The organism is Dinoroseobacter sp. S76 (genome assembly GCF_049801095.1).
Classification (GTDB): Bacteria; Pseudomonadota; Alphaproteobacteria; order Rhodobacterales; family Rhodobacteraceae; genus Dinoroseobacter.
On the sequence record NZ_JBNAGH010000001.1, the window covers coordinates 649,861 to 673,910 of the forward strand.

Consider the following 24,050-nt stretch of genomic DNA (forward strand, 5'->3'; position numbering starts at 1 on the left):
GATCATTCCTGCGCTTCGAGGAAGGCGACGATGGCCGCGAGATCCTCATCCTTGCGCAGACCTGGGAAGGACATCTTGGTGCGCGGCAGGAAGGATTTGGGTTTTGCGAGGAATTCCTTGAGGTTGCCCGCATCCCAGACAAGGCCTTCGCCCGCCCGTTCCTCAAGCGCCTTGGAATAGCGGAACCCGTCCACGGCCCCGGCCGGCGCGCCCACGATGCCGTTCAGGGGTGGCCCGGTGCGATTCTTGGCCCCTTCACCCACCTGATGGCAGGCCTTGCACTTCTTGAAGACCTTTTCGCCTGCGGCCACCAGTTCCGGATCGAGCTCGGGCTCGGGCGGCGCGGCAGGAGCCGCAACTTTCACGACCTCGGCCTCGGCAGGTTCCGCAGAAGCGCTCTCATCCTCGGGGGTGACGTCCAGAACCCGCGCCCGCATGGTCACTTCGACACTGTCCTTGCAGTCCGTCATGCAGGGCTCGCCCGCAAAGATCGGGTACTCGGTCTCGGCCCGGTCATCGAGGATAAAGCCCTCGGCATTGGTCATCTCAACCTCGAGGAAGTTCTCGTTCGAGAGCACGAAATCCTCGTCCACGAGGAAGTTCGAATAGAGAATATAGGCGACGATCGCATAGACCTCGTCAGCCTCCAGAGACTGCGCATTGCCATAGGGCATGGAGCGGTTGATGTAGTCCCATGCCGTGGACAGGTAGGGCCAATAGGAGCCCACGGTCTTCAGCGGATCCTCATCGGCGAGGGTGCCGTCACCCCCGGCCAGCTTGGGCCAGTTGCCCGAGCCTTCGGCAAACTCGCCATGGCAGACCGCGCAGTTTTCGGAGAAGAGCGTCTCGCCATCCAGCACCGAGCCGGAGCCCGCAGGCAGTCCCGTCCCGTCCGGACGCACGTCGAGATCCCAGGCGGCGATCTCGGCCTCGGTGGCCGGGCGGCCCAGACCGAACCCTTCGGCAAAGCTCGGCCCTGCCAGCGCACTTGTGGCCAATGCAGCCAGGATCAACCCTTTAGGAAACTTCAACATTTTCCGCCTCCCCATTGGCGCGCACCCACCAGGTCTGGATCGCGTTGTTGTGGTAGATCGAGTTCAGACCGCGCACCTCGCGCAGCTGCGTCTTGGTCGGCTGAACATAGCCGGTGCTGTCATGGGCCCGGGCCTGGAGCATCATCTCCTCGCCCTGCCAACTGTGATCCAGATAGAACCGGGTCAGCGCCTTGTCGGTGCCGGGCGCGCCAAGGCGGGCCTCCTGCCAGTTCTTGCCGCCATCGAGGCTGACATCCACGCGCGTGATATGGCCCCGGCCAGACCAAGCCAGCCCGGTGATCACCAGTGGGCCGTGGCCATGGGTGATCGGCGATTGCGGGCTGGGCGAGGTAACGACGGATTTCGCATCCATCTCCCAGGTCCATTTCCGCGCGATGCCATCCTCAAGCACATCCGTGTATTTCGAGGTTTCCTCGCGGCTTTCCACGGGGCCATCCATGACCTCTACGCGGCGGAGCCACTTGACCCACATATTGCCTTCCCAGCCGGGAACGACGAGGCGCACTGGATAGCCGTGCTCCTTGCGCAGGGCCTCGCCATTGGCCTTGAAGGCCACCAGCACGTCATCCAGCGCCTTGTCCATCGGGATCGAACGCCCGTTCGACGAGGCATCCGCGCCCTCCACATAGACCCATTTGTCCGAGAGGTCGCCAGCCGCGCCCAGACCTGCCTCTTCGAGCAGGGTGCGCAGGGAGACGCCGGAATATTCCATGTTGTGGATCATGCCGTGGGTGAATTGCGCGCCGTTCAGCTGCGCCCCGGCCCATTCCATCCCGGAATTGGCCGCGCATTCGCAGAAATAGACGCGATTTTCACGGGGGAACCGCTCCAGATCTGCATAGGTGAAGACCAGCGGCGTATCCACGAGGCCGTTGATCATCAGCCGGTAGTCTTCCTTGCGCAGATCAATCGCGCCGGAATGGTGCCGCTCGAACGCGCAGCCCTGGGGGGTGATCGTGCCGTCCAGCGCGTGGATCGGCGTGAAGTTGATGGAACTCACCGTATCGGCGGTCAGCCATTCCACATTGCGGCGGATGACATCGCCTTCATGCTCGATGGGCAGGCCGTAAGGGGTGGCATCCACCCCATCGCCGAAGCTCTGCGCCCAAGGCTGCACTTCGGTGATCAGCGGATCGCCCGCGGCCTGGGCCGCACCGGCGCTGGCCGCACCCGCCGTCGCAGCGGCGGCCCCTTTCAGAAATCCCCGGCGGCCGGGATCAGTGGGTTTGGAATTGCTCATGCTGTCCTCCCGAAAACACTGATATCATCATATTCAAATGTTCGAATAAGTAAAGCGACAAGCGGTCTCATCTCAGGCTCCGATCACTTTGACAGAGGCGTTGGGATCGACGCTGACCGTGCCCTTGCGCTTGATATAGCTCTCGACCACATCCCAGATCGCGGGACCTTCGGTATCCTCGTTCACGCTGGCCCAACCGGAGACCACATAGGTCTTGGCCGGATCGATTGCCTCGCCGGTCTTGAGCAGGGTCATATTGGTGATCCGCTCGCCCTGGGGTTTGGTGATGTCGATCTGGTAGCCCATGCCGCCGACGCGCACCATGTCCCCGCCCTGCTGGTAATAGGGGTCCGGGTTGAAGAGGTTGTCGGCCACGTCCTCCAGAATGACATGGAGGAATTCGCCCGTCATTTCAGAGCGGTAGGCGTTCGGGTAGGACATGGAGACCGCATTGAAGAGGTCCTCGCGCGTGATGTCATCCCCCGGCAAGAGGCTCGGCCCCCAGCGGAAACCGGGGCTGAGGGCGATATCGGCCTCGCGCTCATCGATCAGCGCGTTGCAGATCAGGTCATCCCAAGTGCCGTTGAAATTGCCCCGGCGGTAGAGCAGGCTATCGGTCTTGCCGAGTACCTCGCGCAGATCCGCCTCGAAGGGCGCGCGCTCGGCATCGATCAGGGCCGTCATCTCGGCATCGGGGGTGATCACATCCGAGAAGACCGGGATCAGCTTATAGGCAAAGCCCTGGATCCCGCCATCGCGCACATCCAGATCCAGACGGCTGACAAACTTGCCGTTGGAGCCCGAGGCGATCAGCATGGTCTTGCCGATCTGCACCGGCTCGGGCAGCGCGTCATGGGTGTGCCCGGTCAGGATCACGTCGATCCCCTCGACCCGGCTGGCCATCTTCTTGTCCACGTCAAAGCCGTTATGGCTGAGCACGACAACCACATCCGCGCCCGCATCGCGCACTTCGGCAACGACCTCGCGCATACGCTCCTCGCGGATGCCGAAGCTCAGGTTCGGGAACATCCAGCCCGGGTTGGCGATGGGCATATAGGGGAAGGCCTGTCCGATCACGGCGATCTTGGCCCCGCCCCGCTCGAACATCTTGTAGGGCTCATAGGCGGGTTCATCCCACTCGGCGTCGAAGATGTTCGCGCCGAGGAAGGGGAAGTTCAGGTGGTTCTCGACGATCTCGTTGACGCGGTCGATGCCGAAGGTGAATTCCCAATGACTGGTCATCGCGTCAGGGTTCAGGGCGTTCATGATGTTGACCATGTCCTGCCCGTCGGTGCGATGGGCCGTGTAGGACCCGTGCCAGGTATCACCCCCATCAAGGAGCAGCGCATCGGGTCGGTCGGCCCGGATTGCCTTGAGGATGGTCGAGACGCGATCGAGCCCGCCCATCTTGCCATAGGTTTTGGCCAGCGCGGTGAAGTCCGGATAGGTCAGCGCATAGGCCTCGGGCGTGCCGGGCTGGATGTTGAACAGCTTGCGGAAATCCTCGCCGGTCACATGGGGCGGCAGGCCGGAATTGTCGCCAACGCCCAGATTGATCTCGGGCTCGCGGAAATAGATCGGCTTCAGCTGGCCGTGGATGTCGGTGACATGCACCAGGGTGACATTGCCGGTCGTCTCGAACTCCAGCAGGTCCGCCTCGCTCATGCGCTGCTGCGCGGCCAGACGAGACCAGTTGCCGACGCCGGACGCCCCGTAAATGGCCGAAGCGGCGACGGTGGCCTGAAGAAAATCGCGGCGGGAAATCATGGGTGCAGCTCCTGCAATAGCGTCTGGTCGTCGGGCAAACCTCACCTATGGGGTGCAGAGGACAGCCTCCGCGCCCCGCATCCGGGTTCGCAGTCTTGGAAAGGGTCAGGATGGCAGGCGCGACCGGAGCCGCGCCCACCGAAGGTCTTAGTTGCGCACCGACGGTCCTTCGACCGTCAGGCCGTTGCCGCGCGAGGCGACATAGAGCTCGAGCGCCACGAACTCGGGCGAGCCCACGGGGAAGGTCTCGGCGCGGGTATCGCGCACACAGCCCCGGAACCGCGAATGGGCGGCGTTCAGCTTGGCGTTCTTCAGGCGGTAGACCGGGAAGCCGTTGATCTGTCCCTGGGACAGGTGGTCGGCCCGGATCATGTTGCCGTAATTATCTTCGTGGCAGTTGGAGCAGGCCAGTTCGAGCTGCCCGTAGCGGGTGTAGTAGATCTCCTTGCCCTTCTCCCAGGTGGACTGGGCCGGGCCGTCAATCGCCACATTCACAGGCATGCCGCGGGAGACAGACGAGATGAGCGCGGTCATGTTGACCATGTCGCCGCCATCATATTTCCACTTCTCGGCACCCATATGGGTCTCGCGGCAATCGTTGATCTGCATCTCGAGCGTGCGCACCTCGCCCGCAGCCTCGTTCCACTTCGGATAGACCGCGCGGACGCCCGCCATGCTCTCGGGGCTTTCATGGCAGCTCGCGCAGGACTTGCCTTCGGAGCCATCCGCCGTGTCCCAGACCTCAGCGGCCTGATCGACCCAGATCATGCCCGGATTGTCGAAATCATCCATCTGCAGAGACTGCGTCTCGGTCGAACGGAAGACCCAGCCGGAATAGATCGTGTCGACATTCTCCATATGCTCGGGCGCAGCGGTGCGCACGACCATCTCGATCTCTTCATTGACGACCAATTCGGCGTCTTCATCGGCCCAGGCGGCCACGCCCAGGCTTGTCACTACGGTGGCGATACTCAGAGCGGCCTTAAGCGACAGTGTCTTCATGTGTTTCCTCCCAAACATGCGCGACCGCGGGGAGACGGTCGCGCCTTGGCCGTTCAGCTGACGGCGATCGGCTTGCTGGTCTCGTAGACCGAGCCGTCATCGTCGTACCAGGTGAAGGTGAACTCACCGGCTTCCGGGACTTTCGCGTCGAACTCGAAATACGGGTTGGTCGAGATCGCGGGCGCCAGCTCCACATCGATCACGGTCTCGCCGTTGAAGCTCGCCACGAAGCGATTGATGATCGAGCGCGGGATGGTGTTACCTTCCTTGTCCTTGCGCTGCCCGGATTCCATCTTGTGGCTGATCAGGGTCTTGATCGTGATCACGTCACCAGCCGAGGCCGACTTGGGGACTTTCACGCGGGGTTTTACACCTTTTGCCATGTTCCTCGTCTCCTCTGGTTAGCCGCCGCAGCCGCCGATGGTGACTTTGACCGTCTTGCTGTCCTGCACGAAGCTGCCATCGGCCATCTTGGCGATCGCGACCACGTCCTGGGTGCCGGCGAGACGGATGCGGGTGGAGGCGGACTGATCACCGGCCAGCGCGCCGAACTTGAACTGCGCCACGGGCGGGGTCGGGTTGCCGAGCGCCAGCACGAGGATCTCGGTCGCGCCCGGCGCGTCCACCTCGATCGGCACGGTGTTGCCGTTCTCGGCAATCTCGGGCGCGGTCAGCGTGACACCACCGGCGCCGACAGAGGCTCCGCCGGTGAAGGCTTCGATCTCGGCCTCTCCGGCGGCATAGACCACCCCGGGCAGCGCCGCGGCGAGCGCAGCACCTGCACCGACCGCCAGCGTTTCACGTCTCGTGAAGTTCATTGCAAGTCTCCTTGTCTGGGGGCAATCCCGCAGGATCACTCCGTAAGGGTCAAAAGATAGGCCACGACATCCTCGACCTGCTGAGCGGTCAGGAGCGTGCTGAGCTGCTCGGGTGCAGCCGCCTTGCCCGTGTAGGCATTGCCGGGCCGGATATAGCCCGATTTTTTGTAGAACGCGGGCATGATGGAGCCCTCGAACGTCATTTTCGCATTGGCCACGATGCCGCGCAGCTGCGCCTCGGACCAGCGCTCGCCCGCGCCGTCGAGGCTGGGGCCAACCTCGCCGTGGAACGGCACATCTTCCATATCCGTGACCGCGTGGCAGGCCACGCAATTGCCCAGGCCGCGGGTCGACATCACAACACGGCCTTCCGCAGGATCGCCGGGCGTGCCCGACAGGGACTGCTCGATTTCGCCGTATTCAGTGAATGAAACCTGCTCTGCCATGGTCTCTGCCGTGGCGGATCCGGTAACGAAGGCAAGGCCAGCCAACGTGCAAATCAGTGCGGAGCACTTCATGCGTTTCCTCCCAAGATTGTCCTCGCCGATGACCATACGCCCGGCATACACACGTATGCAACATAAAATTCAATTTTTTGCATATGTTGCTCTTGCAGCATGGGCAAGGCGTTCTAATTCTTAGGGCTTTTGCTCCTGGAACTTGCGCGCATGGTACTTCTGAAAGGGCTCATCCGTGGTGTATCCCTCCTCCAGCACCCAGGTCAGCATGTTCAGAGTCGTCCATTTCCCGAAAGCCCCGGGCACGGTCGCCACGGCCGCTTGCGGCGCGGTCACGCCCTCCGCCACCTCAGCCGGAAAGAACATCATGGTCGGCGTGAAGAGCGCATTCCATTTGCGGACGATATCCTTCTCGGCGAGGGTCTCGCCGTCGAAATCCGTGACCTCCACATCGCCGAACATGTTGATCTGGACCGCGAAGAACCGCTCGTTGAGCAGAGCGTCGATTTCGGGTTCCGGGAAGACCTCCTCATGCATGCGCGCGCAGTAGATGCAGCCGCGCTGCTCGATCAGGATGACGAGGCGTTTGCCCGCGGCCTCCGCCTCGGCGAGGTCTTCGCGCAGGTCCTTGAACGTGTCCTGCATCCAGGCCGCCTTGTGCAAGCCGTCATCGCCAATCTCCGCCGCCTGCAACGGCAACGCGGCCAACATCGCTGCTGCGATCATGCCCATCCATTTGCCCATCTCGGTTCTCCTCCCCCTTTGGACCTGTCAGCCCAGCGCGGGCATGTAGTTCAGCATCCAGTTTGCAATGACATTCATGCTGTTCGTGCCGATCAGCACCGCGAAGACCACAAGGAGCACTCCGGTCGCCTTTTCGATCCGGCCCAGATGGCGGCGAAACCCGCGCATCCAGCGCAGGAAGGGGCCAATGAAAACCGCTGCCAGCACGAAAGGCAGCGTCATGCCGATGCCGTAGACCGTCAGCAGCATCATGCCCCGCCCGACCCCGGCCCCCTCGGTCGCCACGGTGAACAGGATCGCCGCCAGCACAGGCCCGACGCAAGGCGTCCAGCCAAAGGCAAAGGCCAAGCCGATCAGGTAGGCACCCACGAGGCTCATATTGCTGGTCGAGCCGCCTTCGACCCGGAACTGCCGATAGAGGATCCCGATCCGGATCACTCCGAGGAAATGCAACCCCATCAGCAGGATCACCGCCGCCGCGACCCAGCGCAGCACATCCATATAGGCCCCGACCGCCTGCCCCAGAGCCGACGCCCCCGCGCCCATGGCCACGAAAATCGTGATCACGCCCGCGGAAAACGCCATGGAGGACAGGATCGCGCGCGACCGGATGGCTGGGGTGATCTCCGCCTCGCTCTCAAGCTGGTTCATGCCGACACCGGCCATGTAGGACAGGTAAAACGGCACGATGGGAAGGATACAGGGCGACAGGAAGGACATCAGACCCGCGAGCCCGGCCCCGAAGATCGACACATCGAACATGGGCGCGCTTCCTTGATCAATTCACATATTCAAATTAAGTTATTTGTATGAACTGCGTCAACAGGGAAGCCTGATGCCCCGCCTCGCGATCCTTCTGAGCCTGCTCCTTTTGCTGGTTGCCCCCCTCGCGGTGCGCGCCCAATCGCTGGAGCTTGTCATGGTCGAACAGACCGGCTGTCACTGGTGCGCGGCCTGGCACGCCGAGATCGGCCCGGCCTATCCCAAGACCGCCGAAGGCCAGGCTGCACCGCTGCGCATGGTCGATCTGCGCGCCCTGCCCGAAGACCTCGATCTGGTCTCGCGCCCGCGCTTCACCCCAACCTTCATTCTGGTCTCTGACGGGCAGGAGCTCGCCCGGCTCGAAGGCTATCCGGGGCAAGACTTTTTCTGGCCCGTGCTCGCGCAAATGCTCGAGACGGCCCAAAACAACGCGCTTGAGGAGGCCGCGAAATGATCCCAACCCCCTTTAGGAAAACAGTTTTGGCCGCTGGCGCGCTGCTCGTTCTGGGCGGGTCCGCGCTGGCCGATGAGGACAGCGCCTTTGTCGAGTTCAAGGTGCTGAAGCCCGAGCTGGCCATGACCGCCGCCACCGCCGCGCTCGAGTATTGCCGGGCGGGCGGCTATCAGGTGGGTGTCACGGTGGTGGATCGCTTCGGCGTCCCGCAGGTCTTTCTGCGCGACCGCTTCGCAGGCGCCCATGTCTGGGAAACCGCCACCCGCAAAGCCTGGACCGCCGTGAGTTTCCGGAGCGGCACGACGGAGCTGGACCAGGCCACCAAGCCCGGCACCCTCGCCGAGGGGATCCGTCATATCTCCCAAGCCCTGCCCCTTGGTGGCGGGTTGATGATCGAAGAAGGCGGCGGCTCGCTCGTGGGCGGGATCGGTGTCTCCGGCGCTCCAGGACCGGATATCGACGACGAATGTGCGCAAGCAGGCATTGACGCCATCGCGGACGACATCGCATTCTAGCGCAAACGAAGGCTCAACACATGGCGCTGCCCCAAGTCACCGACGATCTGAACGACGAGGAGATGGACAAGATCCTCGCCAATGCCACGGTGGCCGCGAACTTCCTCAAGGCGATCGGCCATGAGGGGCGCCTGATGATTCTATGCCATCTCGCCTCAGGTGAAAAATCGGTTCATGAGCTCGAGCTTTTGCTCTCTGCCCGGCAGGCGGCGGTGTCGCAGCAGCTCTCACGCCTGCGGCTCGAGGGTCTGGTCACACCTCGCCGCGACGGTAAGACCATATTTTACAGCCTGACAGATGAGCGCTCGCGCGCCATTATCGAGCTCGTGTATGAGCTTTTCTGCCGGGATTCAGACGCCGCGTCCTAAGGCGCGCTACCCCGGTTCACATCCATGGAGGGCGCCTGCGCCCGGGAGGAGACCATGGACGCAGTCTCGGGCGCGGTCCTCGCGTCGCTTATCGGTCTTTTGGGCGGTCTTGCCCTCGGCTATGCCGCGCGGGTGGGACGGTTCTGCACCCTCGGCGCGATCGAAGACGCGCTCTACGGTGGCAGCTATGAGCGATTGCGCATGTGGGGGATCGCGCTGGGTCTCAGTGTTTTGGGCTGTTCGGTTCTGAGCGGGACAGGCCTTTTGATCCCCTCAGAGGTATTCCTGGTGCGCGACGGTTTCTCGCCCTTCGCGATCATCTTGGGCGGGGGCCTCTTTGGTTATGGCATGGCCTTGGCGGGCAATTGTGGCTACGGCGCGCTTGCGCGTCTCGGCACCGGGGATCTGCGCGCGCTGCTCTTGGTGGTCGTGATGGGGATCACCGCTTACGCCACCTTGTTCGGGCCCTTGGCGCCTTTGCGGCTGTGGCTCTTTGAGTTGCCCATGTGGCGGGTGAACGAGGCTGTGACCCTGGATCAGATCTTGGGAGCGGCCCTGTCGATCCCGGCATGGAGCGTCGGCGCGCTCATTGGCCTTGGGTTGCTGGTTTTCTGCTTGCGCAGCTCTGTCCGGGTGCGGAGAACCGGTTTCTGGGGCGCCCTCGTTGGCGCCGCGATCATATCCGGCTGGGCCGGGACGGCCTATCTTGCCGCGACAAGTTTCGATGTGGTCGGCGTGCGATCCCATAACTTCTCGGCCCCACTCGGTGAGACGCTGGCCTTTGCCATGATGTCGAGCGTACGCCCGATCTCCTTTGCGGTCGGATCCGTTTGCGGAGTCGTGTTGGGCAGTGTCCTTGGCAGCCTGCGCCTGAAGCAGTTTCGTTGGGAAGCCTGCGAAGACCCACGTGAATTGAAACGCCAACTCCTCGGAGCTGTTCTCATGGGGAGCGGAGCGACGCTCGCCCTTGGATGCTCTGTCGGGCAAGGGCTTTCGGCCTTTGCTTTACTGACACTCAGCGCACCGCTGGCCACCATTTCTATCGCTGCCGGGGCTGCCCTTGGATTGCGAGTCCTGATCATGGGCTGGCGTCCGGGGCATAGCCAGAACCCCTGAGCCCGCTCGGTCACAAAAAAAGGCCCCCGCTGGGAGGCCTTTTCGAAGGGCTAGTGCAAGTCCCGCGCAGGCTCCGGCATGGGCCGGTCCGCAGGTTTGAACACCGTGTGCTGCGCCCGGCCTGCATTCTTGGAGGCATAGGTCGCCTCATCCGCATCCGAGAGCATTTTGTCGATCTCAACCGGATCATAGTAGTCCGAGATGGTGATCCCAATACTGGCTGAGATCCGACAGGGTTTCCCCTCGTAATGCACGGGCTGTTCCAGACGGGCAATGATCCGGTCCGCGATGCGGGTCATCAGGTCCAGATCATTACAGTTCCGGAGCACGAGCACGAACTCATCCCCGCCAACGCGGAAAACCTTGTCGTCAGCGCGCACCTCTTCCCGCAGGACTTTGGCCACTTCGAGCAAGACAAGATCCCCGGCCGCATGCCCGAGCGTGTCATTGACCGATTTGAAGTAGTCCAGGTCGATCAGCATCAGACCGAAGCCATCTTGCGGCGGGTGCGCCAGAAGCTGGCCAAAGGTCATATCCATGGCCCGGCGGTTGTTCAGCCCAGTCAGCGTGTCCGTGAGTGCACGGCTTTCCGCATCGGTCTTGGCATCCTGCAACCGGTCCACGAGATCGCGTGAGGCGTTCATGGCTGCCGCATTCGCTTCGATCAGATAGAGCACCTCGACCGCCAGATCCGAAGCGGCGAAATCCGTGAGGCTGAGATCAAACCGACGCACCGCATCCTGCACCGAGATCCCGAAGGAGAGGTTCAGGAACGCTCCGGTCCCGCCGGGCAACGCCACAACAGTGCCTTTCAAATGCATGTTCGGAAGGCCTTTCAACCCGATCTTCAGCTGCGCGCCATTCATCCGCAAAAGCTGATCCAGCACCTTGACCTTGCGGGGGCGCATGATCGTGAATTTGTCGAAGAACATTGACCCTGGGAAGGGCTGGTCCGGCATGAGTTTCTGCAGGGTGCATCCGCATTGCAGGATATGGCCGGTCGGCCCGATCCAGATATGCATGGGCATCAGTGCGTCGAGCGTGCGGGCGGAGAGCCCAAGGATACGATTACTTTCGGTCATGTCGGCACGCCCCCCAGGCTGAACTCTCGTCCTTCGGAGAAATCCTGATCCAGCAGGGTCACGGTGATCCCGGGATTTTCGGCATCCTCTTCGGCCTCGAAAAAGGCGAGCACCCCGTAATCATCGGCCATGGCGCGCAGAACCCCGAGGATCACGGGCAGCCCGTAATCCCTGTGCCACACGCATCGGACCCGGTAGGCGTTGCGGCCATCCGGATCGACCTCCAGCACCGGCATGTCGAGATCCGGAACCGCGAGCCGCGAACGGCCATGCAGATCGTCCAGCGCATCGACGAATTCCCGGAACGAGGCCCCATTGAACCGCAGCAATCGACGCAGGGCTTCGACGGAGGGGTGAGAGACCAAAAACGTTCCCAGATCCTCAAGAAAACCGTCGCGTTCCTTGTCGAGCACCTTGATCGCGGTCTCCAGCACCCGGTCTGTAATGGCATCGGGATAGGTGAGCATCGATTCAAACGCGCCCTCCGGCACTTCGGCCTGGCCCGCAATCATCTGCCATTTTTCCGGCCCGTAGGTTTCACGCACAAAAACCTCGAGCGACTTGTTGATCAATCCATGCATCGGCAAGTCTCCTGTTCGCGGAAGACTAGGCCGTCAAACCTTAAGAATTGCCCAAAGGTCAGTCGGGGGAGGGAAAGAAAATAAGTCCCTCGACCGTCAGCGCATTTCGGGCGGGCGGCGCGAGGCGATAGGCCCCTTCCCGCACGGCGCGCACCAGCGCGCGCGGATCCTCGCGGCGCTGTCCTGGGCTGCTGCCTTGGGCAAAAGCCCCGGTCTCATCAAAGCCCACCATCTGGGTGGTGACGTAATTCTGTCCGCGCACCAGCAGAACCAACGCCTCGGGTCCGGGCCAGGTCGGGTCGACCTCGCCAATCACGGCAACGCAGCTTTCGGGCGCGTAGCGACAGGCATCCAGCCAGTCTCGGACAATCTCCGGAGGCAGCGCATTCCACAGCGCTTCGGGCCAGACGGCCCCTTCCGGCGCCACGGGCAAGAGCTGCGCAAGGGCGGCGAGGCGATCCTCGGGCTCTTCGGGCGTGGTCACGCGCGCCACTTCGCGGCGCAGCGCATCGTCGATCAGGATCTGCAAATCGCGATCGGACTGTGCGCGCAAAGCCTCGAGCCCCGCTTGCCCGGCAAGCCCCCAATCGCGCGCCATCGACCGGATCGGCAGTTGCGCCGTGTCGATCTGCCCGGCCTCGAACAGCGCGAGCTGGCTTTGGGTCGAGATCCGTTGCGGGTTGAGCACCGGCGTCAGCGCCAGCGCGGCCAAAGCCAGCCCAACCAAGGCGGTTTGGATATTGGCGCGGCGGATCCCCTGATCCCAGTTGCGCCGCAGCACAACCGGCCCCGCGTAGAGCACCGCATAGGTCAGCGCGAGCAGGCAGAAACAGGCCGCCGTCACCCGCTCCGGCGTCCAGCCATACTCGGTGACACGCAGCCAGACCGCGTAGCTCCCCAAACCGGCCAGCACGGGCATCAAGAGGCAGGCAATCTGCAAGACCCAGCGATAGAGCGGGCTCGGCCCCGTCTCCACCGGTTCGCAATCGAGCGAGGCGGTGATAAGCGTGGCCAGACCAAAGACCATGGCGAGCAGGGTGGCGGCCGCGCTCAACCCGGAAAAGACCTGATCCAGCCCCTCCAGCGGGACCCGGACGACAAAGACCAGCACCACGGCTGTAACCGGGATCAGCAAGAGCTGCAGCAGTCGCAGCAGAAGGAGAGGAGAGAGGTAGTTCCTGAGCTCAAAGAGCACCGCGAGGGCCACACCCCCGACGAGGCCGGACATGCCCAGCAAGAACACCTCTTCATCCACGAGCCGATCCAGCAGCGTCACACCGACCAGCGACAGGAGCAGGCTGCAGATCATGTAGACGCCCCAGAAGACGCCGAGGAAGATCGCCGCTGAAACCGCTCGGATCACCAGCCGCCAGGCCTCATTGAAGAGCGTCGGGTAATGAAAGAGCGTCTGCTGTGTGGCCGCGATGAAAAACGGCAAGGGCACGGTCAGGAGCACGCCATAGGCCACGATCGCCGCCGGACTGTCGCCAAACCCCTCGAGCGTGGCAAAACGCAGGCTCGCCCAGAGGAGAAGCCCCGTGGGCACCACCGCCATCAGGCTTGCCCAGCCCAGCGCCCGCGGCACCGAGAGCGGCCCGGACAGCAACAGCCCCGCAGAGCAGAAGCCCAGCACCGCCGAAGCCAGGGCCAGCTCCAGCCGGGGTTGGCCCAACGCCTCGATCACGAACTCGCCCAGCCCCCAAAGCGCCAGGCCCGTCATCAAACCGAACAATCCGAGTGTCGCGCGGAACCCGGTGGGATCATGTTGTGCCGCCATGGGTCAGTCCTAGCGCGCGCGCAGCCCCTCCGAAAGCTCAGAAATCCGTCGGCGCCCCGCCTTCGGCCTTTCGCCGCTCAACAAAGGCGGTCAGCTCCTCGCGCCGCGCGGGATCCAGGGGCGGCGGGACGAATTCGGCCAGAATGTCCTTGTAGATACGGTGCGCCCGTTCCGCGGTCCAAACCGCCCCATCCAGGACCCAGGCCTCATGATTGCGCCAATCGCTGAGATAGGGCTGGTAGAAAGCCGTCTCGTAGCGCTCCTGGGTGTGCTGGATGCCGAAGAAATGCCCGTCGCCCCCAACCTCGCGCACCGCGTCGAGCGCCAGATCTCCGGGTTCCGTCGCCGTCAGCTCCGGATCGAAATAGCGCTGGATCTGCTGCAGGATCTCGCAATCCATGACGAATTTCTCGGGGCTCGCGATCAGCCCGCCCTCCAGCCAGCCTGCCGCATGATAGACCATATTCGTGCCCGACTGGACCGCGGACCAGAGGGCATTCGACGTCTCCCACATGGCCTGCCCGTCCGGGACATTGGCCGCGCAGCTGCCGCTTGCCCGCAGGGGCAGCCCGTAAAACCGCGCCATCTGCCCGGTCATCTGGGTGGCGCGCATATACTCCGGGGTCCCGAAAGCCGGAGCGCCGGATTTCATGTCCACATTCGACGTGAACGTCCCCAGCGCGACCGGACAGCCCGGCATGACATATTGCGCCAGCGCAATCGCCGAGAGCCCCTCGGCCAGAGACTGCGCAACCGCCCCGGCCAGCGTCACGGGCGCCATGGCCCCCGCCAGCGTAAAGGGCGTCACGATCAGGGCCTGCCCCTTGCGGATGCAGCGCAGGGCCCCGTCGATCATCGGCTCGTCATGTTTCAGGGGCGAGGTCGAATTGATGTTGGTGTACATGCGCGGGGTCGCGGCGAACTCTGCCTCCGTCAGCCCGCAGGCGATGCGCACCATCTCCATCACGTCTTCGACCCGCTCGCGCCCGAGACTATAGGCGTGGGGCACCTTGTCCGTGAGGGTCAGCTTCTCATAGAGCACGTCCAGATGGCGCACCGAGGCATGCACATCCACCGGCTCCACCGGATAGCCCCCGGCCACATGGATACAGTTGAAATACTGGGTAAGCTTGAGCAGGTTGCGGCACTGCTCCAGCGTACCGGGGACCTTGCCGGTCTCCATATCCCAGTAGTTCGGCGGGCTGGAGACATTGACGAAGACCATATGACCGTCGCCGATGGTGATCTGGTGGTCCGGATTGCGCGACGTGATCGTGAAGGAGGACGGGGCCTTGGCCACCATCTCCATCACGAAGGCGCGATCCATCCGGACGACCTCTCCATCCAGAACGCAGCCCGCCTCGGCCAGGATCTCGCGCGCTTTGGCGTTGAGAAAGGCGATCCCGATCTCCTCGAGGATGCGCATGGCCGTGTCGTGGATCGCCGCGACCCCCTCGGGGCTCAGGGGCTCGGTGGGGCGGTCCGTGTTGACGGGCACCTTGAAGGGCATCTGGGCGATGGTGTGGCTGGCATCGCGCCGGGTGTTTCCGGCACGACCACCGCCGCGGCGCCGCCGGGGCAAGGCATCTGGGGACAAGACAGGATCCTCCATGGCTGTGGATCCATTGGACGCGAGCCCCTTGGCGCGGGCGGGCTCATCCGCGACGCGTCATGTCGTTTTCTGCTGGATTTCGTCGGGCGACCGCGGGCGAGACGCCCTCAGGCGCTGGCGCGGCGACGGCGCAGGGGCAGCCGCTGGGTCTCGAGCCAGGCGGGCAGATGCCCCACATCTTGCAGGATCAGATCCGCATGGGGGGCAAGCTCGGGCGTTTCCGCCACCCCGGTCAGCACGCCGATAGTCTGCATCCCCGCCGCGCGGCCCGCGCGCAGGTCATGGGTGCTGTCCCCGACCATGACCACCTCGTGGGGGGACAGCGTGAAGTGGTCGCAAAACGCCAGCAACATGCCCGGATCCGGCTTCGCGCCAAAGCCACTGTCATAGCCGAGCACCAGATCGAAGGCCTGGGCGATCCCGGCCTCGGCCAGTTGGCGGCGCGCGCCCTCCTCGGAATCGTTCGTGGCCACTCCGAGGCAGAGATTGCGCGCACTCAGCTCGGCCATCAGGGGCTGCAGCGGCGTGGCCTCCGCCAATGTCACCGTCCGCGCGAGCGCGTTCAGCTCCATCAGAAGGGCTTCCTCCTCCCATGCGGGCAGGTAAGGCGCGAGGAGCACGGCGATCTCGGCGCTCGTGCCCGCAATCGCGGGACTGTCCGGCCTGAAATGGCCAAGCACCAGATCATAGCCGATCGCATCGGAGAGACGCGCCACCAGCGCCTCATCCCCGTCTGCGAGTTTATGGAGCGCTGTCGCGGCCCAACCGCTCCAGGTCTCATGAAAATCAAACAGCGTTCCGTCTTTGTCGAAAACGATTGCGCGCAGCATCGTTTGCCCCCTCGATCCCGATGCACTCGCGCATGCCCACGCTCACCGGCCTTGTTCCGTGGGCAGACGCTCCCCCGCGGCCTTGTCGGACCGCACATCTGCCCCTTGATCGGAACGCGCCGCTCCCATGGCGGTCCCGCGCGCAATTTGCCTGCCTGGCCAGATGGCTGGGTACAAAAAGGTCTCAAAGCGGCCGTTTGCCGCAATTATCCATCGCGCTGATCCCAGACTTATCGGAAATTGCACATTGCAACAAGCAGTCTGCTCAACTCTTGGGCGATGCCTGTCCAAGGCCGGTTTCAGGAAAAAGGTTAACCAGGCGCGTTTGTTAACACTCACAAACCGGCCATCACAGATTTGTCAGGTCCAATGCATCTCCGCACCGCCCGGCAACGCCGCCCGAGCGCGCATGGGCGTGTCATAGGCAATCCCGGCGGCATCACAGAACCCGACCACCCACTCATCATCCATGGTCAGAAATTCCAGAACGGAAACAAGGAATTCCGGCTCCTCGGCCCGGGCCCGCACGGTGTCGAGATCCGCGCCTGTCGCGCCCAGAAAGGTCCCCATGAGGTCGTCCTGACCGGCGATCCAGCCCAATGCCTGGAGCGCGATGGCCTCGGCTGTTTCTTGCTTCATTCGCTCCTGCCCTCTGCTCTGGAAACCGTTTGTTAACCAAACGAGCGCTAACACACATAACCATAACGTAAAGCGGAGGTCCTCATGTCGGGCAAGATCCTTGTGGTCGACGATGTTGCAACGAACCGGATCGTGATGAAGGTGAAGTTGGCAACCGCTTGCTACGACGTGATTCAGGCCGATAGCGGGCGCGCCGCGCTGGATACGGCGCGGGCCGAGATCCCCGACCTGATTCTTCTCGATGTGCTGATGCCGGATATCGATGGCTTCACCGTCTGCGAACGGCTCAAGGCCGATCCCCGCACTGCGGATATTCCGATCATCATGATCACCTCTCTCGACGACACGGAGGCGCGGCTGCGCGGGCTCTCCTGCGGCGCCGATGAGTTTCTGTCCAAACCGGTGACCGAGCTGACCCTGCTCGCGCGGGTCCGCAGCCTTCTGCGCGCCAATTCCCGCAATGCCGAGCTGCGCATGCCGACCCAGACGGCGTCGGCCGGGTTCGCCGATGCGCCCATGCCCTTCAAGCAGGCCCAAACTGAATGCGTGGGCCTTCTGATGGCACAGGACGGGGTCGGGCGTCGCTGGGCCCGCGGTCTGGCAGACCGGATCCGCGAGGATGTGAAGTTTTTCACCCGGGCGCAGGCTCTGGAGGCCAGCAAGGACCAACCCGCGGTTTTCGTGATCGAGGCCGATGCCCATCGCCCCGAGGCCGCGCTGGAGATCCTGACGGATCTGCGGTCCCGACCGGCCACGCGCCACGCCCAGCAGATCTTCATGCTGCAGGAAAGCCATCCCGAGCTGGCCGCCCGCGCCCTGGATCTCGGGGCCGATGATGTGGTGGTCGCTCCGATCACAGTGCAGGAAATGGCTCTGCGCCTGCGCGCGCAGTTGCAGCACAAACGGACGAGCGACCGGCGCCGGAATGAGGTGACCGACCGGCTCCGTCAAGCGGTGATCGATCCGCTCACAGGACTCTATAACCGTCGCTTCGCCTTGGGGCAGCTCGCCACCATCGCGCGGGAGGCCGAGGGCTCCACCCGCAGTTTCGCGGTGCTGCTCCTGGATTTCGACCATTTCAAGCAAATCAATGACAAGTTCGGCCATGCAGCCGGCGACAAGGTGCTGACCGACACCGCCAAGATCCTGCAGGCGCGGCTGCGCTCGCTCGACGTGATTGCGCGCATCGGCGGCGAAGAATTCCTGATGGTGCTGCCGGACACGGATCTCGACGAGGCCCAGCGCGTGGCGGAACGCCTGCGCGCCAGCATCGATCAGGCGCAAATCACATTGCCCGATGGCATCACGCAAGTGCCCGTCACCATCAGCATCGGTCTGGCCATTGGCGGGCATCGCACGCCCGATGCCAGCGTGTCGGAACTGCTGGAGACCGCGGATCGCGCGCTCTATGCGGCGAAATCCGACGGGCGCAACCAGGTTTCGGTGGGCACGATCAGCTCCGCCGCCTGATACCCCCCCGGGCGCGGCCAACCGGCTGCGACCCCAAGCTGCGCGCAGCACCATCCCCCTTGCGCGCCACACGACAGGGGCCGGATCCCATTTCGGATCCGGCCCCATTTTGCCCCCACCTCATATCGATTCACTCGCGCGGCGGCTTGCCGTCCCGGCCCTCGCCATGGCGCGGCCGGTTCGCCCGCGCGCGCAGCACCTCCTCGATCCGGTCCGCATAGGCGCTCCGCTCCGCATCGCTCATCTGCGCGATCGCCCCGGTGAGCGCCGCGCGCCCCGCCGCGTTGCGCGCGGCCATGGCCTCGGATTGCGAGGTGAGCAGGGTTTCGAAGGCCGCCGGATCAAAAGGCGTGCTCCGCAATGTGTCGAGCAAGGCCCGCGTCTGGCGCACCCGGGCGCGCGGCCCGCCAGCGCTTTTGCTGCGATGGTCGTCCAACGCGGCCTTCAGCGTATCGCGAGTCGTGTCGTCCAGGGCCCGGATCAAAGGGATCGGGCTGTCGATGAAGAGCGGCTTGCCCCCCGGCCCACGCGGCCCGCCCCCGAGTACCGCGCCAACCACCAGCCCGATGACCAGCAGGTTGAGCGCCAAAGATCCATAGAGCAGCCAGGGGCGCGGCGCCCGCGAGCGCTTGGTCTCTTGATCGGGCTCTGCCATCACACACCCTCCTCAAGGGCCATATCAAACGACCACATCACCGTTTCAGTCGTGGCCTCATTGCTCAGAAGATCGGCGCTGAGCGTGCTCAGCTCGGGCGCGAACCCGGCCCCCAGCCCGATGCCGAGCACGAGGGAAGCCGCCAGCGCGGTCAGAGGCGCAAGCGTCCAGCCACCCCGCGCGGGTTTGCTCCGCGAGCGCTGCAAGGGCACTACATTCGGCGCCGCATCCCCCGCCGCGGCCTCGGCCTGCACCGCGCGTCCTTCGGCCGCGATCCGGTCGAGAAAGCTGGTATCGGGCATGGGCGGGTGCGCCTGGGCCTCGCGCAGCAGCGCGTCGAGCTCCATTTCGGGGATCGGGTCGGTATCTCTGCTCCGGGTCATTCCGTAAATCCCAATTCTGCGCGGCGATGGCCGAGGGCCTTTGCCAGCATGCGTTTGCCCCGGGAGGTCAGGCTTTCCACAGCCTCCACGGAGATCTCCATGATCCCGGCGATCTCGGGGTTCGACAACCCCTCGAGATGGCGCAGAACCACCGCTTCGCGCTGCCGCACGGGCAGATCCCCGAGTGCGGCCTGCAAGGCCTCGGCGCGCTCGGCCTGACTAAGGATACGCTCCACAGACGGTGTCGGATCCGCCATTTCCCCGGCCTCGTCCAGCGGGACCGAGCGCTTGCGGCGCAGCCGGTCCATGCAGGCGTTGCGCGCCACCGTATAGAGCCAGGTGCTGGGGGCGGCGCCATCAGCGCGCCAGTCAGGGGCGATTTTCCACAGCTTCATCATGGCCTCCTGCGTGATGTCTTCGGCCTCGGCCCGGTCTCCGAGCAGGCGAAAGCACAAACGGTACACCCGCGGCGCCAGCCGGTCGGTCAACTGGCGGGCCGCACGCGGATCGCCGGTCGCAAAACGCGCCAGCAGATCCGCGTCCGAAACCGCGTCAGCCGAAGGAGAAAGGTCGGTCATGGATCGTGCCTAGCGCGCGATGCGGGTTGGGACCAGTGCCGAAGGCTCCGGTCCCACCCAGTGCGGGGTCGGGCTCAGCGCTCCATATGACGGCCGCCAAAGCCGCGCTTGCGATCCGCGAACTCTTCCTCGGAGATGGCGCCATCGCCATTGGCATCGAGCCCGTTGAACATCCGCGTGCCGCGCTCGGGCATGCCGAACTCCTCGAGGCTGACCTGCCCATCGCCATTGGCATCCGCGCGCTCCATCATCGCGTCGATGCGGCGCTCGGCACGCTCGGCCTTGCGGGCTTCCGCGGCGGCGGCCATCTCTTCGCGGCTCACCTGGCCATTGCCGTCGCTGTCGAGTGCTGCAAAGCGCGTTTCTGCAGCAGCCTGGATATCGGCTTGGGTGATCTGGCCATCGCCATTGGTGTCCAGTTCCGAGAAATCGGGGCCACCACGCTTGCCATGTCCTTCGCCGCGCGGCGAGGCCACGGCGATGGATCCGGCGGTCAGTGCCACCAGAAGCAGAGCGGTGGTCGGGACTTTTGCAGGGATCAGGGTCTTCATTGGGGTCTCCATTTTCTTGTTGGCCCCGGCATCTCCGGGACGTCTGTATGTCAAACGCGCCCGGAGCGAAGTTCCGTCGCGCATTTCCGCAAAAAAATGAACAGCCCTTTTTTCGCGACATCCCGACGCAAGGCAATCTGTCAAAGGGCGCTTGGGGGCACAGCTTGTTAAGCTGGTACCAGCGAACAGGGGTTGGGAGCTCCGTGATGACATTCGAAACACCGACGACGGAGCGTGAGCTTCGGCCGTCTCTCATACGTGGCTGGCGCCGCCGCTGCCCCAATTGCGGGTCAGGTCCGATGATGCGCAGCTATCTGCAGGTCCGTGAAAGCTGTCCGGTCTGCGGCCAGCAGTTGAACGGCCACCGGGCCGATGACGGGCCGGCCTATCTGACCATCCTCGTGGTGGGCCACCTGATGGCGCCGCTGCTGCATTGGTACTTCGTCACCCTGCGGCCGGATCCGCTGAACATCATCGCGGTGTTCTCGGTGGGCTGCGTGGCGCTGTCGCTCTACTTGTTGCCACGGCTCAAAGGGGCCATGGTCGGGTACCAGTGGGCCAAGCGGATGTATGGCTTTGCGGGATCGGAAACACCGGTCCCCTAACCCTCCGCCCCGGTCAGCGGCGGAGGAAAGATGGATAAAAGCGCAATTCGGCACGCGGCCACGGTGATCCTGATCCGGGATGCGGAGACGGCACGGCCCAGCGTGCTCATGGGGCAACGCGGGGCGCAGGCGGCCTTCATGCCCTCGAAATACGTGTTTCCCGGGGGCGCCGTGGATCCCGAGGATCGCTTCGGCACCCGTCTCGCCCAGACCAATCCGGCCTGTGAGGACAAACTCGCCAAGGATGCGCGCGGCTGCACGCCCGGAGCGATTTTTGCCGCGGCCATTCGAGAGCTTTGGGAAGAAACGGGTCTGCGCCTTGGCACGCAGGCCGCTCCAGTTGGGGATCCGGAGGCTGCGCTCGGTGCGAGTTGGCAGGCCTTTCTCCGCAGCGGGGCCGCTCCGGATGCCAGCGCCCTGCGCTTCATCTTTCGTGCCATTACCCCGCCGGGTCGGCCCCGGCGGTTTGATGCGCGGTTCCTGCTCGCTCCGGCTTCGGCGCTGATGGATGATCCGGATGATTTCTCGAAAGCCTCGGATGAGTTGAGCCATTTGCACTGGGTGCCCTTGGCCGAAGCGCGGGCGCTCGATCTGCCGTTTATCACCGAGGTGGTTCTGGGCGAGGTGACCGGCGCTCTGCCTGCGCTCGAGGCCCCAACGACGGTCCCCTTCTTTCACCATGATGAGAGCCTGTCGCGGTTCGAACGGCTCTAGGGATTGCCACGGTTTGGTCGGATGTGTCCCCGGCGGCCAGAGGTCCGGGTGCCGCGTCTGGCGTGCCAGACGCGGCGGTCGCACGCCACTCTCAGATCCCGCCTGATGTGAGCCACGCTTTGGTTGCGCGCCGTTGACCGGCACGCCCGGGGCCGCGCCCAAGCGCGCGGCTTGGCTGGCCCTTAGTAGGGCATGGGATGCGCTTTGTGGGCCGCGTCAATCTCGGCCACCACTTCGTCCGACAGGGTCAGCTCAAGACCGTTCAGAATATGCTCCAGCTGCGCGACCGAGCTGGCCCCGAAGAGGATCGAGCCCATAAAGGGCCGCGTCTTGCACCAAGCGAGCGACATCTGCGTCAGATCCAGCCCATGGGCGCGCGCGATCTCCGCATAGGCGTCCACCGCGTCCCAGACCCGGGGCGAGACCCGCCCGCCGAGATTGCCATTGATCGCCATGCGCGACCCGTCAGGCACAGCGCCGCCCTGATACTTGCCGGTCAAGAGCCCCGCCGCCAGCGGGGAGAAGGCCATCAGCCCGACGTCCTCGTTCACGCACAGCTCCGCCAGATCCGTATCGAAGAGCCGCGCCAGCAGGGAATACTCGTTCTGGATCGACACCACCCGGGGCAGCCCCTTGTCCTCGGCCATGCGCAGCCATTGGGCCGTGCCCCAGGCGCTCTCATTGCTGAGGCCGAAATGGCCGATCTTGCCCGCCTTCACGAGCTCATCCACGGTCACCAACACCTCTTCCATATGGGCCATGGTGTCCGCGCGCGACTGAACGCTTGGATCGAAGCGCCAGTTCTGGCGGAAATGATACGAGCCCCGGTTCGGCCAGTGGAGCTGATAGATGTCGATATGGTCGGTCTGCAGCCGCCGCAAGGAAGCCTCCACCGCCTCAAGGATCGTCGCGCGCGAGATCGGCGCCCCGTCCCGGATTGCGCCCAGCCCCTCGCCCGCGACCTTGGTGGCCAGCACATACTCCCCGCGCCGCCCAGGATTGGCCGCGTTCCACTGGCCGATGATCGTCTCCGTATCTCCGGCGGTCTCGGCGCTGATCGGGTTCACCGGATAGGCCTCGGCCGTGTCGATGAAATTGATCCCCGCCTCCAGCGCCATCGAGATCTGACGGTGCGCATCCGGCGTGTCGGTCTGGGTGCCGAAGGTCATGGTCCCGAGGCAGAACTCCGTGACCTGCGGGGCGCCGCGCCCAAGTGCATGTGTTTTCATGGCAGTCTCCTTGTCAGCGCGTCAGCCTAGCGCGCCGCGCGGGACGCGCAAGCACAGGCTGGCCCGGCGCATCGGTCGCGTTGCGCCTCCGGGCGCGGCCTGCGACAGGTAGCCCATGCCCCTTTGGATCCCCGTCACCCTCTTTGCGGCCTTTGCCCAGAACCTGCGCTTCATGCTGCAGCGTCACCTCAAGGTGACGGGTCTTTCGACCGCAGGCGCGACCTTCTCGCGTTTTTTGTTCTCCGCACCCCTCGTGGCCCTTATCGCCCTGAGCTACGCGGCGGCGCGCGATCTGCCCTTTCCCGAGCTCTCAACGCGGTTCTGGATCGCGGCCACGTTGGGCGGAACCTCGCAGATCCTCGCCACGATGTGCGTTGTGGCGCTCTTTGCCCATCGCAGTTTTGGCGTCGGGATCACCTTCAAGAAGACCGAAGTGATGCTGACGGCCCTGGTGGGTTTCGTGGTGCTGGGCGAGGCGATCACCTGGGGCGGGGCGGCAGCCATCGCCGTGGGCTTTGTCGGCGTGGTGATCCTGTCGGACCCGCCCGATGCGAGCGGCGACTGGCGGCGACTTCTGAACAAGGGCGTGGCGCTGGGGCTGGCCTCCGGGCTGCTCTTCGGGTTTTCGGCGATTGGTTACCGCGCGGCCTCCCTCGCGATCGACAGCACGGATGTGTTCCAGCGCGCCTCGGTCACCCTGATGTGCGTCACCGCCTTTCAAACCCTGCTGATGGCCGCCTATCTCAGCTGGCGCGAACGCGGAGAGATCACCCGCGTGGCGGCCACCTGGCGCGTCTCGTCACTGGTCGGGCTCACCTCCCTGGCCGGGTCTCTCGCCTGGTTCACCGCTTTCACCCTGCAGAACGCGGCCTATGTCAAAGCGCTCGGTCAGGTCGAGCTGGTCTTCTCCTTCCTGGCCAGCACCTTCGTCTTTCGCGAGACCACCACGCCGCGCGAGATCCTGGGCGTATGCGCCATCGTGGCGAGCGTTCTCCTGCTGGTGCTGACACTTTAACGTTGCAGCGGCCCGTCCGCGCCGCCACCC

General features: G+C 64.3%; 28 protein-coding genes. 8 read left to right on the top strand and 20 right to left on the bottom strand.

Translation table 11 applies throughout. The features are described from left to right. Positions 1–2 precede the first annotated feature (2 nt). The 9 genes from ACP153_RS03165 to ACP153_RS03205 all read right to left on the bottom strand — a co-directional run bounded on the left by ACP153_RS03165 (position 3) and on the right by ACP153_RS03205 (position 7,846). A complete protein-coding gene (locus ACP153_RS03165) occupies positions 3–1,034 on the bottom strand; it encodes a c-type cytochrome (protein WP_424969517.1) in 1,032 nt (343 codons plus the stop codon). Continuing rightward, on the bottom strand, positions 1,018–2,295 hold the full coding sequence (gene soxC, locus ACP153_RS03170; protein WP_424969518.1) for a sulfite dehydrogenase: 1,278 nt from the start codon (positions 2,293–2,295) through the stop codon (positions 1,018–1,020). The genes ACP153_RS03165 and soxC overlap by 17 nt, the downstream gene beginning before the upstream one ends. Before the next feature lie 72 nt (positions 2,296–2,367). Continuing rightward, entirely contained in the window at positions 2,368–4,062 is a 1,695-nt protein-coding gene (gene soxB, locus ACP153_RS03175; RefSeq protein WP_424969519.1) for a thiosulfohydrolase SoxB, read from the bottom strand. Between the two features lie 147 nt (positions 4,063–4,209). After that, positions 4,210–5,064, bottom strand: a complete 855-nt coding sequence (gene soxA / locus ACP153_RS03180) for a sulfur oxidation c-type cytochrome SoxA (RefSeq protein WP_424969520.1) — start codon at positions 5,062–5,064, stop codon at positions 4,210–4,212. Positions 5,065–5,117: 53 nt separating this feature from the next. Then, positions 5,118–5,447 (bottom strand): thiosulfate oxidation carrier complex protein SoxZ, encoded by a 330-nt coding sequence (gene soxZ / locus ACP153_RS03185; protein WP_424969521.1) that lies wholly within the window; start codon positions 5,445–5,447, stop codon positions 5,118–5,120. A gap of 18 nt (positions 5,448–5,465) precedes the next feature. Continuing rightward, positions 5,466–5,882 carry a thiosulfate oxidation carrier protein SoxY gene (gene soxY, locus ACP153_RS03190; protein ID WP_424965046.1) on the bottom strand — a complete coding sequence of 139 codons (417 nt, stop codon included), beginning with the start codon at positions 5,880–5,882 and terminating at the stop codon, positions 5,466–5,468. 35 nt (positions 5,883–5,917) lie between these two features. Further along, positions 5,918–6,400 carry a sulfur oxidation c-type cytochrome SoxX gene (gene soxX, locus ACP153_RS03195; RefSeq protein ID WP_424969522.1) on the bottom strand — a complete coding sequence of 161 codons (483 nt, stop codon included), beginning with the start codon at positions 6,398–6,400 and terminating at the stop codon, positions 5,918–5,920. Between the two features lie 120 nt (positions 6,401–6,520). Further along, entirely contained in the window at positions 6,521–7,084 is a 564-nt protein-coding gene (locus tag ACP153_RS03200) for a thioredoxin family protein (protein WP_424969523.1), read from the bottom strand. Between the two features lie 27 nt (positions 7,085–7,111). Continuing rightward, on the bottom strand, positions 7,112–7,846 hold the full coding sequence (locus ACP153_RS03205) for a cytochrome c biogenesis CcdA family protein (RefSeq protein ID WP_424969524.1): 735 nt from the start codon (positions 7,844–7,846) through the stop codon (positions 7,112–7,114). Between the two features lie 73 nt (positions 7,847–7,919). Between ACP153_RS03205 and ACP153_RS03210 the strand changes: the two genes are divergently transcribed. The 4 genes from ACP153_RS03210 to ACP153_RS03225 are packed head-to-tail and all read left to right on the top strand — an operon-like array spanning position 7,920 to position 10,299. Then, positions 7,920–8,300 (top strand): thioredoxin family protein, encoded by a 381-nt coding sequence (locus tag ACP153_RS03210; RefSeq protein WP_424969525.1) that lies wholly within the window; start codon positions 7,920–7,922, stop codon positions 8,298–8,300. Next, a complete protein-coding gene (locus ACP153_RS03215; protein ID WP_424969526.1) occupies positions 8,297–8,815 on the top strand; it encodes a GlcG/HbpS family heme-binding protein in 519 nt (172 codons plus the stop codon). Before ACP153_RS03210 ends, ACP153_RS03215 begins: the two co-directional genes overlap by 4 nt. A gap of 20 nt (positions 8,816–8,835) precedes the next feature. After that, the gene (locus ACP153_RS03220) at positions 8,836–9,183 is read left to right on the top strand and encodes an ArsR/SmtB family transcription factor (protein WP_424969527.1); all 348 of its coding nucleotides are present in this window, start codon (positions 8,836–8,838) and stop codon (positions 9,181–9,183) included. A 54-nt stretch (positions 9,184–9,237) separates the two neighbouring features. After that, positions 9,238–10,299 (top strand): YeeE/YedE family protein, encoded by a 1,062-nt coding sequence (locus ACP153_RS03225; RefSeq protein WP_424969528.1) that lies wholly within the window; start codon positions 9,238–9,240, stop codon positions 10,297–10,299. A 50-nt stretch (positions 10,300–10,349) separates the two neighbouring features. On the opposite strand, the gene ACP153_RS03230 is transcribed toward ACP153_RS03225, so the two are convergent. From ACP153_RS03230 to ACP153_RS03255, 6 genes are all read right to left on the bottom strand, one after another. Next, positions 10,350–11,381, bottom strand: a complete 1,032-nt coding sequence (locus ACP153_RS03230) for a diguanylate cyclase domain-containing protein (RefSeq protein ID WP_424969529.1) — start codon at positions 11,379–11,381, stop codon at positions 10,350–10,352. Next, positions 11,378–11,962 (bottom strand): heme NO-binding domain-containing protein, encoded by a 585-nt coding sequence (locus tag ACP153_RS03235; RefSeq protein ID WP_424969530.1) that lies wholly within the window; start codon positions 11,960–11,962, stop codon positions 11,378–11,380. Before ACP153_RS03235 ends, ACP153_RS03230 begins: the two co-directional genes overlap by 4 nt. Before the next feature lie 58 nt (positions 11,963–12,020). Then, positions 12,021–13,739, bottom strand: a complete 1,719-nt coding sequence (locus ACP153_RS03240; RefSeq protein ID WP_424969531.1) for a hypothetical protein — start codon at positions 13,737–13,739, stop codon at positions 12,021–12,023. Positions 13,740–13,776: 37 nt separating this feature from the next. Further along, positions 13,777–15,336, bottom strand: a complete 1,560-nt coding sequence (locus ACP153_RS03245) for a trimethylamine methyltransferase family protein (protein WP_424969532.1) — start codon at positions 15,334–15,336, stop codon at positions 13,777–13,779. A 122-nt stretch (positions 15,337–15,458) separates the two neighbouring features. Continuing rightward, positions 15,459–16,181 (bottom strand): HAD family hydrolase, encoded by a 723-nt coding sequence (locus ACP153_RS03250; protein ID WP_424969533.1) that lies wholly within the window; start codon positions 16,179–16,181, stop codon positions 15,459–15,461. Positions 16,182–16,541: 360 nt separating this feature from the next. Further along, positions 16,542–16,820: a DUF3572 domain-containing protein gene (locus tag ACP153_RS03255; protein ID WP_424969534.1), complete on the bottom strand. Its 279-nt coding sequence runs from the start codon at positions 16,818–16,820 to the stop codon at positions 16,542–16,544. 84 nt (positions 16,821–16,904) lie between these two features. Here ACP153_RS03255 and ACP153_RS03260 point away from each other — a divergent pair, with 84 nt between their 5' ends. Further along, on the top strand, positions 16,905–18,290 hold the full coding sequence (locus tag ACP153_RS03260; RefSeq protein ID WP_424969535.1) for a diguanylate cyclase: 1,386 nt from the start codon (positions 16,905–16,907) through the stop codon (positions 18,288–18,290). A 130-nt stretch (positions 18,291–18,420) separates the two neighbouring features. On the opposite strand, the gene ACP153_RS03265 is transcribed toward ACP153_RS03260, so the two are convergent. The 4 genes from ACP153_RS03265 to ACP153_RS03280 all read right to left on the bottom strand — a co-directional run bounded on the left by ACP153_RS03265 (position 18,421) and on the right by ACP153_RS03280 (position 20,457). Continuing rightward, on the bottom strand, positions 18,421–18,945 hold the full coding sequence (locus tag ACP153_RS03265; RefSeq protein ID WP_424969536.1) for a periplasmic heavy metal sensor: 525 nt from the start codon (positions 18,943–18,945) through the stop codon (positions 18,421–18,423). Beyond that, positions 18,945–19,328: a hypothetical protein gene (locus ACP153_RS03270; protein ID WP_424969537.1), complete on the bottom strand. Its 384-nt coding sequence runs from the start codon at positions 19,326–19,328 to the stop codon at positions 18,945–18,947. Before ACP153_RS03270 ends, ACP153_RS03265 begins: the two co-directional genes overlap by 1 nt. Further along, complete coding sequence (locus ACP153_RS03275; protein ID WP_424969538.1) at positions 19,325–19,906, bottom strand: RNA polymerase sigma factor; 582 nt, start codon at positions 19,904–19,906, stop codon at positions 19,325–19,327. The genes ACP153_RS03270 and ACP153_RS03275 overlap by 4 nt, the downstream gene beginning before the upstream one ends. A 74-nt stretch (positions 19,907–19,980) precedes the next feature. Then, complete coding sequence (locus tag ACP153_RS03280) at positions 19,981–20,457, bottom strand: EF-hand domain-containing protein (RefSeq protein WP_424969539.1); 477 nt, start codon at positions 20,455–20,457, stop codon at positions 19,981–19,983. Positions 20,458–20,663: 206 nt separating this feature from the next. Here ACP153_RS03280 and ACP153_RS03285 point away from each other — a divergent pair, with 206 nt between their 5' ends. Together ACP153_RS03285 and ACP153_RS03290 are read left to right on the top strand one after the other, a co-directional pair. Further along, a complete protein-coding gene (locus tag ACP153_RS03285) occupies positions 20,664–21,062 on the top strand; it encodes a DUF983 domain-containing protein (protein WP_424969540.1) in 399 nt (132 codons plus the stop codon). Between the two features lie 30 nt (positions 21,063–21,092). After that, entirely contained in the window at positions 21,093–21,776 is a 684-nt protein-coding gene (locus tag ACP153_RS03290; protein ID WP_424969541.1) for an NUDIX hydrolase, read from the top strand. Positions 21,777–21,958: 182 nt separating this feature from the next. Here ACP153_RS03290 and ACP153_RS03295 read toward each other — a convergent pair whose 3' ends face one another. After that, entirely contained in the window at positions 21,959–23,005 is a 1,047-nt protein-coding gene (locus ACP153_RS03295; RefSeq protein ID WP_424969542.1) for an aldo/keto reductase, read from the bottom strand. A 115-nt stretch (positions 23,006–23,120) separates the two neighbouring features. Here ACP153_RS03295 and ACP153_RS03300 point away from each other — a divergent pair, with 115 nt between their 5' ends. Then, the gene (locus ACP153_RS03300) at positions 23,121–24,020 is read left to right on the top strand and encodes a DMT family transporter (protein ID WP_424969543.1); all 900 of its coding nucleotides are present in this window, start codon (positions 23,121–23,123) and stop codon (positions 24,018–24,020) included. The last annotated feature ends 30 nt before the right edge of the window (positions 24,021–24,050 follow it).